Genomic DNA, 13,951 nt, shown 5'->3' on the forward strand with positions numbered 1-13,951 from the left:
AATACTAGAGCAATTATTGCTGGTCCTGCCAACGCAACTACGGCTAATGGAATAAGTGTTGCCATGATAATGATTATGTTTTGTGATACTATTTTTACAAATAATTAATAGAACTGTACCGATACGTTACAAGATTGAATTAAATTATGAAATCATGGACATGTATAGAAAATTGCGGAGCTTGTTGTAAATTCAATTTGAAAGAAAGAAGAGATATAGAAGACAAGCTAAATAAAGAAGATATCGATTTAATAAATTCAATGACAGCAAAAGATGGTTGGTGTAAAAATCTAGATAGAAAAAATAAAAAATGCCTGATTTACAAAAATAGGCCTCATTTTTGCAGAGTAAATGAATTTTCAACTAAATTTAAAGAATATTTGAAATCTGGGGATAAATTTCTTATAGATTGCTGTAAACAACATATTTCATCAAATTATGGTTATACAAGTAAAGAGATGAAAAGTTTTAAAATTGCAGTATCAAGGAAATGAATAGTAATTTAGAAAAAAAAGAGAACAATATAGAAAAAAGTTTCTTATCTATATTTATTACAACTTTTACAACAATTTTTATTGCTGAACTTGGAGATAAGACTCAGATAGCTACTCTAATGCTTTCTGCTGAATCAGGAAAGCCAATAATTGTTTTTCTTGGCAGTTCTCTAGCTTTGATAACCTCTAGTGTAGTAGGAGTTCTTATTGGTAAATGGTTATCACAAAATATTTCTCCAAGCAAATTTGCTTTATTTGCCGGCGCTTTAATGATAATAATTAGTGTATATCTAGCTTATGATACTTTTAAGAATTATTTATAAATGGTTTTAAGCTTATTACTCTCAACATTTTTAACCGTTTTTGTAGCTGAATTAGGTGACAAAACGCAACTAGCTACTTTGACTATAAGCGGCACTTCAAATAAACCATTTGCAGTTTTTTTAGGATCTTCTTCTGCTCTTGTTTTTGCAAGTTTAATAGGAGCTTTGACAGGTGGGTCTATTTCCAGTTTTTTACCCGAAGTAGTTCTTAAATCAATAGCCTCAATAACATTTCTTATTATTGGTATAAGGCTTTTTAAAAACTCATTTGCTATCAAAAAAGAAGAAAAGGAAGACAAAGAGAAAATTTAGTTTTAAGCTTGGATAAAAGGTGTAATAATGGAGTATATACAAAATAATAAATTTATAATTTTTCATTTTTACCATGTTCACAACATCTTCAATAATTGATAATCTGAGTCAGTCAGAAGTTTTAGAATATAAAAAATTATGCAGATCATTAAAGATAACAAAGAAATCTGATAAGGATAAATTAGATATCGCTTTAATAGCTTTAGAAAAACTTGAAATAATTAATAAAAATGCAGATAATGAATATTCTTGTAGTACAGATAGCAATCATATTCTCGCCAAAATAAGGTGTAGCAGCAAAGGATACTGCTTTGCGGTAAGGGGGAAAAACCAAGAAGATATTTACATTAAAGAAAATCTACTTAATCACTCATGGAATGGAGATAAAGTTTTAGTAAGGATAATAAAAGAGGGCTATAAAAGAAGATCACCAGAGGGAATAGTTGATTGTATTCTTGAAAGAACAAATCAAATACTTCTCTCTAAAGTTGAAATAATAAACAATGATATTTATGCCATTCCTATCGATGATAGGATTCTTTCTAAAATAAAACTCCCAAAAGATGATAAGAAATACATCTACAAATCAGAAAATAAGAACATAGTTAAAGTTGAGATTGATAGATTCCCCATAGGCGAGGAAGAAGGTTTAGGCCATGTAATAAAAGAACTACAACTTAATAATAATGAAGAATTAGATACAGATTTTGTTTTATCTAAAAGCAATATCAACAAGTTAAGCAATGATAATCTTATTGAATATAAGAAGATAGAAGAAAGGGAAAGAATAGACTTATCAGATAAAAACTCTTATTTGTTAAAAAGTTGGAATTCTGATAATTCTCCTATGCTCCCATTGATTCAAGTTGAGCAGGGAAAAAATGCAAGTACTAAATTATGGTTACATACAAATAATCTTGCAGAAAGAATAGATTTAAGTAGTAAAAAATCCTTAGAAAAATTCTTTAATAGTTTTGAATCATTACCCTTATTAAGTAATTGGCAAAACTACCTTAGTAAAGGAATTAGAAATGTATGTGAATTTAAACAAGGTGAAAAGATTCAAGCAATAAGCCTTTGCTTGCATTTAAATAGTGATAATGAAATAACTGATTGGTCTTTTCATCTTACTTTAGTAAGATGCTCTCTTATTATCGGAAGTGAACATACTGACGCGCTTCTATCTAGAAAAAGTAAAACCAGAATAAGTTCACGGATATTAAAACCTTTAAAAGCTTATATCGAGGATTTAGATAAAATACTGGAAATTTCAACTTCATTTAGGCAAAGACATCTATCAGAGGGTAAAATTGAAATCCCTTCGCAAATTAATAAAATAGAATCATTAGATGAATTTTTTATTCACAACCCAGCTGATTATTCAAAAGGATATTTTGAACCATTAAAGAAAGAAGATTGCCAAACATACCTTTCCCCAATAATTTATGAAGCAAATTTAATATGGTTTAAACATTCAAATCAATATGGCTTGAAAAGTGCAGGATACTTCTTAAAGGGATTAGATTACATAAATGCGAATGAAATCATCAAATATTCAGAACTTGTAGATAATAATATAGAGCTTAATGAAGACGGTAATTTATCATTTAGTCAAGTAATTAATATGTGCAGCGATGATAATAAAAAAAGAATCTTATATAAACTTTTAATAAATGAATTCAAAGAAAATGAAGTAAGCCTAATTTCTAAAAATGCAGATAGTGATGAATCAGAAAAACTATTTATTTCACCATGGACATTGCCCGAATATGACTTCACTAATCTCATGAACCAATACTGTATTTTTAATATGATAGTTAGCGGTAAGAAATCAAAGAAGAATAATATTAATGAACTAAATATTATGGAAAGTAATTCATTGAATTTAGTAGATTGGGATATTTTTAATTCATCAATTAAAAGAAATATAGAAACATTATTTAATAAGTTTGTAATAGACAAACTTAATGAATATAAGAACAAAGTAACCCAATATAAATATAATATGATAAGTATAAAAAAAGTAAGAAAGGCAGAAAAATTATTAGGGAATACTTATAGTGGGTTAATACTTTCAGTGCAAAGTTATGGTTTTTTCGTTGAGATATCAGAACTCAATGTGGAGGGTCTAGTTCACGTAAGCACTCTTAATAATGATTGGTATGAATATAGATCAAGACAAAATTTATTGATTGGGAGAAAATCTAAGAAATCATATAAAGTAGGAGATGAAATAGAAGTTAAAATCATTAAAGTCGATATTCTTAAATATCAAATTGACTTAGAATTGACATAAATAAGTTTTAAACAATTTATAATGAATAGATTTAACCAAATAAAAAAAGACTATAGCTTTTAAGAATGATATTCAAGAAAAAGTTTTTATTATTAACCCTTTTTTTAGTAATAGTTTTTCAGACTTTATTATATACAAATAATACTCAGAAGACTTCAATTAGATACTTTAAATGGACTATCCAAGAAATAAATATAGGTAAATTAATCAGTATTTCTTTTTTTTCTGGTTTATTTGTAAGCACATTATTAAATACAACAATTATTAGCTATAAAAAAAATCTTTTCAAGAATATAAAAGAAAATTATGAACCTCATGATAATGATGAAAATATGAATAATAATATGGAGATTCCACCACAAAGGGATATTAGAGATACTCAACCAACAATTTCTGTTAATTACAGAGTAGTCAAAAATACAGAAGAAAATAATTTAAGAAGAGACCAAAATTTTTCAAATAATACCGATAGTAGAGATGATTGGGATAATGATGAAAATGATTGGTAAACAACAGATAATTTAAATCATAAAAAGTGGTTATTTTTTATTTATAATGGAATATATATAGAACTTTTCTTATGGAAGAAAATTTAGAACAAAAAAGTGAAAACTATAGTGATATATCAAACAATACTAGTAATTCAAACTCTGAGCAAATAAAAGAAACTAAATCAGAGAAAGTTTTAAATATTAATGAAAAAAATCTTAATTCACAAAATAATTCTGACTCTAAAGTTGAGAAAAAAGATGGGAATGATACCCCCCCTAAAACTATTCCTGAAGCAAAAAAGGAACTTCCAGTAGAGAAAAAGCCATTCCAAGAATTTATTAATATTCATTTGATTCCATCTATAAAAGAAGAAATTAATCAAAGAGGATTTGAAATAAAGAATATAAATCTCAAAAATACTAATAGACCTATAGCTGGAGATAAATGTTGGGTAGTAAATTGTGAAATTAAAGATACTTGCACCTTTTGGCTTTCTTTTGAGAAAGAGGACATAAGCTCATTAAAAAGTATATCTTTATCCAAACCAAATCAAAAACCTAGCATTATTGAATCGTTCCTTATTGACGAAAAAAGAATCACCCTTAAATTAATTATTTCAAGAGTCCTGCAGAGATTAAATGGACAAAAATTAATAGGAGTTAATTAATAAAACAATAACACCAAGTTAACTTTTCCCTCGAAAATACAAATAATAGTAAATAATAGTATTAATAAATCAAATCAAAGATGACTCGATCAACTATTGAATCAAAAAATAAAAAAGAAATAAATAATGGGAAGGTACCTTCAAAGGAAACAATTTTATCTCCAAGGTTTTATACAACAGATTTTGAGGCAATGGAAAATATGGATTTATCAATAAATGAAGAAGAATTAGAAGCTATATGTGAGGAATTCAGAAAAGATTATAACAGGCATCATTTTGTAAGAAATAGTGAATTTGAAGGAGCTGCAGAAAAATTAGATCCTGAGACAAGAGAGCTATTTGTTGATTTTCTTGAGGGAAGTTGTACTTCAGAATTTTCAGGTTTTTTACTTTATAAGGAGCTTAGCAAAAGGATTAAAGACAAAAACCCTCTTCTTGCTGAATGTTTTGCTCATATGGCCAGAGACGAAGCTAGACATGCAGGTTTCTTGAATAAATCTATGAGTGATTTTGGATTACAGTTAGATTTAGGTTTTTTGACAGCAAATAAAGATTACACCTATTTCCCACCAAGAAGTATTTTTTATGCCACTTATTTATCTGAAAAAATAGGCTATTGGAGATATATCGCAATTTATAGGCATCTTGAAAAAAATCCAGATAGCAAGATTTTTCCACTATTTAATTACTTTGAAAATTGGTGTCAAGATGAAAATAGACATGGGGATTTCTTTGATGCACTGATGAAAGCACAGCCACGTACTGTGAAATCTTTAAGTCAAAAAATCACCATTGGCGGGTCTACCTTTACACACCCACTATTTGACTACTTCCATAGATTTAGATATTTTTTGAATAATCTTCCATTAACATCGAAGCTATGGTCAAGATTCTTTCTACTAGCTGTATTTGCAACTATGTATGCAAGGGATTTGGGAATTAAAAAAGATTTCTACAGTTCATTAGGTTTAGATGCCAGAGATTACGACCAGTTTGTTATTAATAAAACGAATGAAACTGCAGCTAGAGTTTTCCCTGTAGTAATGGACGTTTATGATAAATCTTTTTATGGAAGATTAGATAAAATAGTTGAGAATAATAAGGTTCTTACTGATATTGCAAGCAGTGATGGAAATAAAGTATCTAAAACTTTTAAAAAATTACCTAAATATTTATCAAACGGTTACCAGCTATTAAGACTATACTTATTAAAACCTCTTGATAGCAAAGATTTCCAACCTTCGATTAGATAATCTTTTATACAGAGAAGATTTATAGACTCAAATGCTTTCGTCACAAATTAAATCACATGAAATTGTTTTTGGTAGTTGCAACAAAGATTTATTAGAAGAAATCATTTTTTATGGGATTGGACTTGGAGCTGATTTTGTAGAAATATTTATAGAGAATACTGACAACTCAAGTGTTTTAGCTGAAGAGGATTTTATAACAAGTGTAAGTCCATCATTTGGAAGGGGTGCTGGTATTAGAATCTTCAAAGAAAAAAAAGATGGATTTGTAAGTACGAATGATTTAACAAAGAATGGCTTGATGAGATCGGTATCTCAAGCTATTGAGATGTTAGACATAACAGATAATAAAAAAAGAGAAGTATTTAACGGTTTAAATAAACATAGGGACTATAGTTTATCCAAGAGAAAATGGATTAATGAAATCCCATCGATTCATGAGATAAGTGAAAAACTATTATGCAGCACAAAGTCTCTTAAAAAAAATGATAAAATAATAACTAGAAAAGGAAGTTATTCAAGAAACCTGCAAGAAGTAATTATAGCCTCCAGCGATGGAACCTATGCCTCCGATATTAGGCTGCATCAAACAGTTGGACTCAATGTAATTGCTATTGATGCCCAATATAGATCTAGTGGAAGTAGAAGATTTGGATCGTCTGGAATGCCTAATGAATTCAGATTATGGGATCATGAAAAAGCAACTAATGATGTGTTTGAAAGTTCAATGAATATGTTGTATGCAGATTATGTTGATGCAGGACAAATGCCTGTCGTATTAGCCAATAAGTTTGGTGGCGTTATATTTCACGAAGCCTGCGGTCATCTGCTTGAAACTACTCAAATAGAGAGAGGAACAACACCATTTGAGAATAAATTGAATGAAAAAATTGCACATGAATCTGTAACAGCAATAGATGAAGGAATTTCAGAAGGATCCTTTGGTTCATTATCAGTAGATGATGAAGGTATGGAACCCGAAAAATCAGTTCTTATAAAAGATGGGATTTTAAAAAAATTCATATCCGACAGGGCAGGTGAATTAAGAACTGGCCATAAAAGAACAGGAAGTGGAAGAAGACAAAATTATTCTTTTGCTGCAGCTTCACGAATGAGAAATACTTATATAGCTAAAGGTGAGCACTCAAAAGAGGATTTAATCAATAGTATTAGTGATGGTCTTTACTGCAAATCAATGGGTGGTGGTAGTGTAGGTGCTACAGGACAATTTAATTTTGCGGTAGAAGAAGGATATCTTATTAAAAATGGAAAATTAACTAATCCAGTAAAGGGTGCTACTTTGATTGGTGAGGCTAAAGAAGTTATGCCAAAAATATCAATGTGCGGAAATGACCTCGAATTAGCTCCTGGATTCTGTGGATCCATCAGTGGAAGTGTCAACGTAACAGTTGGCCAACCTCATATTAAGGTTGATTCAATCACTGTTGGTGGAAGATAGGATATGAATTCAAAAGAAATAACAACTCAAATCTCTGAAGCTGCAGTTTCTCTAAATCTTAAAAAATGGGATTATGGTGCAAGCTTTTCAAATGATTATTCTGTGCAAGTAGATAAAGGTGAGGCTAAACAACTTAAGGCATCACAGAAGCAAATTTTAACTATAAGAGTTTGGAACGAATCTAATTTAGTTGGTATTACAACAACTAGTGATATCAGTGAATCTGGTATTAAAAAAGCTCTAAATCAAGCAAATATTGCATCTGATTTTGGCAACAAGAATGAAAGAACAGAATTCTCACCACTAGCCAAGGATCCTATTGAAGTTAAGGACTTAAAAAAAAGAAATCCTGTTGGAATAAAAAAATTACTTACGCTTTTAAGAGAAGCAGAAGTAAAACTATTAGAAAGCCATGAATCCATAAAATCTGTTCCTTATAATGGTCTATCTGAAAGTTTTTATGAGAGAGTTTATGCAAATAGTGATGGTGCATTTCGGAGTTATACCAAAAGTCAAGCTGCACTTTATTTATATGCAAGAGCAGAAGAGAAAAATAAGAAACCTCGTAGCTCAGGTTCGGTAAAACTTGGATATGGAGTTGAAGATATAGATATAGAGTCGTGTATTAAAGATGCTTCTAATAAAACAATTTCTCATTTAAATTATTCATCTATTAAAACTGATAAATACTTAATATGTTTTTCCCCAGAGTCTTTTTTAACGATAATTAATGCCTTTAGTTCAATGTTTAATGCTAGAAGCATTTTAGATGGAGTTAGCTTATCTAATAAAAATTCTATTGGAGAGAAACTATCTACAGAAGCACTTAATATTTATGATGATGGTCTTCACGAAAAGAATATTTCTTCATCACCATTTGATGGAGAGGGAACTCCTACCAAAAGACTATGTTTAATTAACAAAGGGAGACTTGAAAATTTTATACATTCTGAATCAACTGCAAGAATATTTAAAACAATCCCCACAGGCCACGCTGGACTAGGATCAAAAGTCTCAGTATCTCCTGATTGGATAGTAGTTGAGAAATCAGAGGAAAACTCAGATCTAAAAAAATCATTAGATCACTCTACTTATGAGGGAGAATTTGTTTATATTGAAGAATTAAATGCAATCCATGCAGGTGTCAGAGCAAGTCAAGGTTCATTCTCTCTTCCATTTGATGGATGGCTCTACAAAAACAGTAAAAAAATCTCAATAGAATCTGCGACTGTAGCAGGGGATATCAAATATCTTATGAAAAACATAGTAAATATTGAATCAAACCAGGAAGTAACAACAAGTGGAATTTCTCCACATGTATGGGTAGATGAATTATCAATAACTGGTGACGCGTGAGAATTATATTTTGGGGAACACCTGAATATTCAATTGCGAGCCTTGATACTTTTATTAAATCTAAGCACGAGGTAATTGGAGTAGTTAGCCAACCTGACAAGAAAAGATCTAGGGGAAATAAATTATTATCCTCACCTGTTAAAAGCTTTGCCGAGCAAGAATCTATAAAAATTTATACTCCAGCAAAAATCAGGGACAATGTACATTTTATAAATAAACTTAAATCACTATCTTGTGATTTATTTATTGTTATAGCTTACGGGAAAATATTACCCAAAGAGATATTGGAAATCCCAAAATTTGGATGTTGGAATGCACATGCTTCATTACTTCCAAGATGGCGTGGTGCAGCCCCAATCCAATGGTCCCTAATAGAAGGCGATGAATTTACTGGTGTAGGAATTATGAAAATGAATAAGGGACTAGATACTGGCGACTTATTATTGGAAGAAAAAATTAAAATTGATAATGACGATAATTTTAATACACTATCGGAAAAACTTAGTATTTTATCTGCAAAATTATTTTTAAATGCCACATCACTACTCGAAGAAAATATTTATAAAAATACTAATTATCAATTAACAAAACAAAATACTCTTGGAAGAGAAATTACTTACGCAAGAATGATTGAAAAATCAGACTTTAGAGTTGATTGGGGTAATGAGGCAATTAAAATTTCTCAAAAAATAAAAGGATTATACCCACGAGCAAATACAACTTTTAGGGGTAAGAACCTAAAAATACTTAAAATCAAAGTTTTGAGTAGTGATGAAATTAAAAATAAAAAAAACCTTTTCACGAACAATTATTCAAGACCAGGTATTATTCTTGCTGTAATAGAAAATGAAGGAATAATAATTTCAACTAAAACTGATCCTATTATTTTGTTAGAAGCAAAACTTGAAGGCAAAAACATTTCTAGCAAAAAGCAATTGATACAACAGTTAAAGCCATCAGTAGGTGAATATCTCTCAGATTAAGTTTTAGATTCTTTTTTAGAGAATCCCCAAGTGAAGGCAAAAAGAATCAAAAAATAAAAATAATAGTCTGGAAGAATAGATTCTTTAATTAACGTATTTAGTAAAAGTTTAATCCCAACTATTAAAATTGCTACGTAACCGGCTGTTTCTAATCTAGAAAATATATCCAGAAGTTTTAGAAAAATCCCCGATGTAAATCTTAAGGCTAATACTCCAATCAATGCTCCAAATATTATTAATATATATTGATCGCTGATAGCTACTGCAGTAGTGATACTGTCTATGGAAAAAGCAAAATCAGTAATTGAAAGAAGCGCTACAACCCTTAAGAACTTAAAATTATTTTTATTATTATCTGTCCCATTTTCAGCGTTTTCTATATCTGAATTTAAAAAAACATTAGAGAAGAACAAGTATATTAAATAAAAACCAGCAAAAACTCTAATAAGAATAAACTTTAGAAGAACATTAGATAAAATGATGAGAATAATTCTAAATAATAAAGATATTGTTATACCAATATTTAAGGCTCTTGACCTTAATTCTGAACTGTCGAGGGATTTAGTAAGAGAAGCTAGTGCGACAGCATTATCTGCCGATAATAATAATTCTAGAGCAATTAATATTGGTAAAAGTGTAAAAATTTCGTACCAACTGTCTACCTGATCTAGTGTGGGTATAAAAGAATTTATAGCAGCTGAATCCATTAAATATTATTCACAAACACTTTAAAATCTAATATAATGTATCGGATATTTGTAATCAAGATTGATAACTATAAATGAGTTTAAATACTTTAGTTGATTATATTTCTAACTCACAAATTACTTCTGAATTAATAAAAAGAATTTCAAAAAATAATGAATTAAATATTGTTGGTTCAAGTAGATATGCTAAATCAATAATTTTAGATAGCATCGCGAAAAAAGAGGGTAAAAATATATTATTAATTTGTCCTAATGTAGAAATTGCCTACAAATGGATTGGTTATTTTGAAAGTATAAATAATAAAGCAGTTTTATATTATCCCCCAACAGAACATCTACCATACTCATCAATTAATAAATCCAAAGAGATTGAATTTAGTCAGCTTACTGTTATATCCAAATTAATTAAAAAAGAGACAAAGGAACTTAATATTGTTATATCAACAGAGAGATCACTACAACCTCATCTAATAAATAAAAACTTATTTATTGAAAACAAATTAGATTTGCAAAAAGGGGTTCAAATCGAGATTCAAGAATTAGCAAATAAACTTACTTTGCTGGGTTATACAAAGGATAATGTCACTTCAACAGAAGGATTCTGGAGTAGGAGAGGGGAAATAATAGATATTTATCCTGTAAATAATGAGTTTCCTATAAGATTAGAATTTTTTGATAATGTAATTGAGAAAATAAGAGAATATGATCCCCACACACAGAAAACATTAGAAAGTATCAATAATATTGAAATAATACAGGCTGGATTTGATTTGCTAATAAAAGATAAGTTAAATAATTTATCTAAGAACAGTATTTTTAATTCAGAAGATATAAATAAAAATAATCTTGATCGTTATTTAGGAATAATTGAAGAAGAACCTTCAAATATAATAGATTTTATAAATAGGGATACAATTCTTGTAATTGATGAATTAGAAGATTGTAAAAAATTTGCAAATAATTGGTATCTAGATTCAGAAAGTAATTTTGATAATTGTGCTTATGAATTAAATGAGAACCTTAAAAATAATGACATAAATTTAGAAGCCATACCTAACTTGCATTTAAAGTTTGACGAAATACTAAATTCACTAGGAAATTTTAATTTAATAAAATTTTATGAATTTGAATCTAAAGTCAATATTGATAATAGGTTTTTGTTAAACGATAAAAGATTAAATTCATACTCTAAAAATATAGGAAAATTATCCAATGATATAAATAAAAATATAAAAAACAATGAAAAAGTTTGGATATTATCGGCACAGCCATTGAGAACTAGAACTTTACTTTTTGAGCACGAATGTAATACAAATTTTTTAAATAATCCCAATGATATTGATGAAGCATTTAAATCAATCAATAATTCAACTCCCTTAATTTTAAAAAATAAGAACAATTATGAAATCGAGGGTTTTTATCTTCCGATATGGAAAGTTGTCCTCATAACAGATAAAGAATTATTTTCACAACAATCTCTTTTTAATAATGTATTCATAAGAAGAAAAAAAAGAAGTGTCAATTCAAATATAAATGTGAATAAGATTAGTCCCGGTGATTTTATAGTTCATAAAAATCATGGGATAGGAAAATTTATAAAAATAGAAAAAATAAATATAACTGGAGATTCAAGAGATTATTTAGTTATTCAGTATCAAGATGGGAAAATAAGTGTTGCCGCTGATCAACTTGGTAGTGTTAACAGATATAGATCAAGCGGAAAAATAAAGCCAAAAATAAATAAATTAGGAGGGACAGAATGGGAAAGAATAAAAGATAAAAATAAGAAACAAATCAAAAAGGTTGCTGTAGATATATTAAAACTTTATGCAAAGAGAGAAAAATTAAAGGGGCACATATACCCAGAAGATGGTCCTTGGCAAGATGAATTAGAGGAATCATTCCCTTATCAACCGACCCCAGATCAAATTACTGCTGTAAAGGAAATAAAATCTGATATGGAAAGCGATAAGCCAATGGACAGGTTAGTTTGTGGAGATGTAGGATTTGGCAAAACAGAAGTTGCTGTTCGGGCTATTTTTAAGGCTATAACATCAGGCAAACAGGTAATATTACTAGCACCCACAACAATCCTAGCTCAGCAACATTGGAGAACAATAAATAATAGATTTTCACCTTACCCAATAAAAGTATCATTACTCAATAGATTCAAAACCATTAATGAAAGAAAGGAAATCTATGCTGGTTTGAAAAATAACAAAATTGATTTAGTTGTAGCAACGCACCAAATTTTAGGAAAAGAAATAGAAATTAAAAACTTAGGATTACTTGTTATTGATGAAGAACAAAGATTTGGAGTAAGGCAAAAGGAGAAAATTAAAAAAATCAAAACCAACTTAGACGTTTTAACTCTCTCGGCAACTCCAATTCCAAGAACTCTGTATATGAGCTTATCTGGACTAAGACAAATGAGCTTGCTAAATACTCCTCCTCCATCAAGAAGATCAATAAAAACATATTTATCTGAAATAGATATGGATGTTATAAGAACCGCAATTAATCAAGAACTTGATAGGGGAGGTCAAATATTTTATGTTCTTCCAAGGATTGCAGATATTGATCAAGCTATAGACAAATTAAAAAATATGTTTCCCAGCTTAAAATTTATTGTTGCTCATGGGCAAATGAACGAAACAGAGCTTGAAAATGCAATGATTGCTTTTAATAATGGAGAAGTTGATCTAATGATATGCACAACGATAATAGAAAGTGGACTAGACATCCCTAAAGTAAATACAATCATTATTGAAGATTCTCACAAATTTGGCCTTTCACAACTTTATCAACTTAGAGGAAGAGTTGGCAGAAGCGGTGTACAAGCACATGCTTGGTTATTTTATCCAAATATAAATAAAATTAATGATGCAGCAAAACAAAGATTGAAAGCGATAAAAGATTTTTCGGAACTAGGAAGTGGATACCAACTTGCAATGAAAGATATGGAAATAAGAGGTGTTGGAAGTTTATTAGGAGAAGAACAAAGTGGAAAGGTTAATGCTATGGGATATGACTTATACATTGAAATGCTCCAAGAGGCTATATCAGAAATAAGTGGACAAGAAATACCGGAAGTTAGCGACACACAAATTGATCTCCCAATAAATGCATTTATTCCTGCCACATGGATATTAAATAGGGAAGAAAAGCTAGATGCTTATAAATCTGCTACTGAATGTTCTAACAATAATGAATTGACTGAATTAGCTACCGACTGGGTTAATAGATATGGGACCTTGCCAAAACCTGTTGAGTCTTTAATTATGGTGATGAGATTAAAATTACTTTCTAAAAAATGTGGTTTTAAAAGAATTAAACTCAAAAAACCAAATATAGTTATCGAGACAAAATTAAAAATTTCTACTTTTAAAATTCTCAAAAATTCATTACCAAGTAGTGTCCACAATAAATTTAATTTTGATGAAGGGGAACAATTCTCAAAAATAACCATAAGGGGTTTAGGAGTTACTGAAATTCAAAATCAAATTGATCAATTAATGTTTTGGTTTGGGTTATTTGTAAAAGAAATAAATAATTTTGACAAGGATCTAATTATTAAAAAAGAATAAATTATTAAATAATTATTTAAAACCC

General features: G+C 29.3%; 12 protein-coding genes. 11 read left to right on the forward strand and 1 reads right to left on the reverse strand.

Translation table 11 applies throughout. The annotated features are described in order from the left end of the window. The first annotated feature begins 146 nt into the window (after nucleotides 1-146). From HA144_RS05180 to fmt, 10 genes are all read left to right on the forward strand, one after another. On the forward strand, nucleotides 147-494 hold the full coding sequence (locus HA144_RS05180) for a YkgJ family cysteine cluster protein (RefSeq protein ID WP_209043050.1): 348 nt from the start codon (nucleotides 147-149) through the stop codon (nucleotides 492-494). Next, entirely contained in the window at nucleotides 491-817 is a 327-nt protein-coding gene (locus HA144_RS05185; protein ID WP_209043051.1) for a TMEM165/GDT1 family protein, read from the forward strand. The genes HA144_RS05180 and HA144_RS05185 overlap by 4 nt, the downstream gene beginning before the upstream one ends. Further along, complete coding sequence (locus HA144_RS05190; protein ID WP_209043052.1) at nucleotides 818-1,129, forward strand: TMEM165/GDT1 family protein; 312 nt, start codon at nucleotides 818-820, stop codon at nucleotides 1,127-1,129. Nucleotides 1,130-1,202: 73 nt separating this feature from the next. Further along, nucleotides 1,203-3,425: an RNB domain-containing ribonuclease gene (locus HA144_RS05195; protein ID WP_209043053.1), complete on the forward strand. Its 2,223-nt coding sequence runs from the start codon at nucleotides 1,203-1,205 to the stop codon at nucleotides 3,423-3,425. Nucleotides 3,426-3,493: 68 nt separating this feature from the next. Then, nucleotides 3,494-3,934 carry a hypothetical protein gene (locus HA144_RS05200; RefSeq protein ID WP_209043231.1) on the forward strand — a complete coding sequence of 147 codons (441 nt, stop codon included), beginning with the start codon at nucleotides 3,494-3,496 and terminating at the stop codon, nucleotides 3,932-3,934. 71 nt (nucleotides 3,935-4,005) lie between these two features. Then, on the forward strand, nucleotides 4,006-4,584 hold the full coding sequence (locus HA144_RS05205; protein ID WP_209043054.1) for a DUF2996 domain-containing protein: 579 nt from the start codon (nucleotides 4,006-4,008) through the stop codon (nucleotides 4,582-4,584). An 80-nt stretch (nucleotides 4,585-4,664) separates the two neighbouring features. After that, nucleotides 4,665-5,837, forward strand: a complete 1,173-nt coding sequence (acsF, locus tag HA144_RS05210; RefSeq protein WP_209043055.1) for a magnesium-protoporphyrin IX monomethyl ester (oxidative) cyclase — start codon at nucleotides 4,665-4,667, stop codon at nucleotides 5,835-5,837. 31 nt (nucleotides 5,838-5,868) lie between these two features. Then, a complete protein-coding gene (locus HA144_RS05215; RefSeq protein ID WP_209043056.1) occupies nucleotides 5,869-7,293 on the forward strand; it encodes a TldD/PmbA family protein in 1,425 nt (474 codons plus the stop codon). Nucleotides 7,294-7,296: 3 nt separating this feature from the next. Then, nucleotides 7,297-8,649: a TldD/PmbA family protein gene (locus tag HA144_RS05220; protein ID WP_209043057.1), complete on the forward strand. Its 1,353-nt coding sequence runs from the start codon at nucleotides 7,297-7,299 to the stop codon at nucleotides 8,647-8,649. Continuing rightward, the gene (gene fmt / locus HA144_RS05225; protein ID WP_209043058.1) at nucleotides 8,646-9,632 is read left to right on the forward strand and encodes a methionyl-tRNA formyltransferase; all 987 of its coding nucleotides are present in this window, start codon (nucleotides 8,646-8,648) and stop codon (nucleotides 9,630-9,632) included. Before HA144_RS05220 ends, fmt begins: the two co-directional genes overlap by 4 nt. Here fmt and HA144_RS05230 read toward each other — a convergent pair. Further along, complete coding sequence (locus tag HA144_RS05230) at nucleotides 9,629-10,339, reverse strand: TerC family protein (RefSeq protein WP_209043059.1); 711 nt, start codon at nucleotides 10,337-10,339, stop codon at nucleotides 9,629-9,631. The genes fmt and HA144_RS05230 overlap by 4 nt on opposite strands. A gap of 74 nt (nucleotides 10,340-10,413) precedes the next feature. On the opposite strand from HA144_RS05230, the gene mfd reads away from it, so the two are divergent. After that, entirely contained in the window at nucleotides 10,414-13,926 is a 3,513-nt protein-coding gene (gene mfd / locus HA144_RS05235; RefSeq protein ID WP_209043060.1) for a transcription-repair coupling factor, read from the forward strand. The last annotated feature ends 25 nt before the right edge of the window (nucleotides 13,927-13,951 follow it).

The organism is Prochlorococcus marinus XMU1404, assembly GCF_017696175.1.
Classification (GTDB): Bacteria; Cyanobacteriota; Cyanobacteriia; order PCC-6307; family Cyanobiaceae; genus Prochlorococcus_A; species Prochlorococcus_A marinus_X.